General features: G+C 62.3%; 1 protein-coding gene. It reads left to right on the forward strand.

Annotation, left to right across the window (positions count from 1 at the left end):
* On the forward strand, positions 1-239 hold a 239-nt coding region (locus tag LD028_RS09400), incomplete at both ends, for a hypothetical protein (RefSeq protein ID WP_237811661.1).

Genomic DNA, 239 nt, shown 5'->3' on the forward strand with positions numbered 1-239 from the left:
TGACCAGAGTATCGGCGCCCCGCCGTTCGACAACCTGCTCTCTTACAACTTGCTGACCGACCTCACCGACACGGCGGTTTTTGGTAACGTGACCTGGTATATTACACCCCGGCTCGACGTAACCGGGGGTATCCGTGCTGGCTGGATCCGCCAGACCTTTCAGCAGCTGGCCGGCGGCAACGACCTAGCGGCGGAAAACACGCTCAGTCAGGCTTTCGGCCTGCTGCCCACGCCTGCCG

This window comes from Anoxybacillus sp. LAT27, from assembly GCF_022030075.1.
GTDB lineage: Bacteria > Bacillota > Bacilli > Bacillales > Anoxybacillaceae > Anoxybacillus > Anoxybacillus kestanbolensis.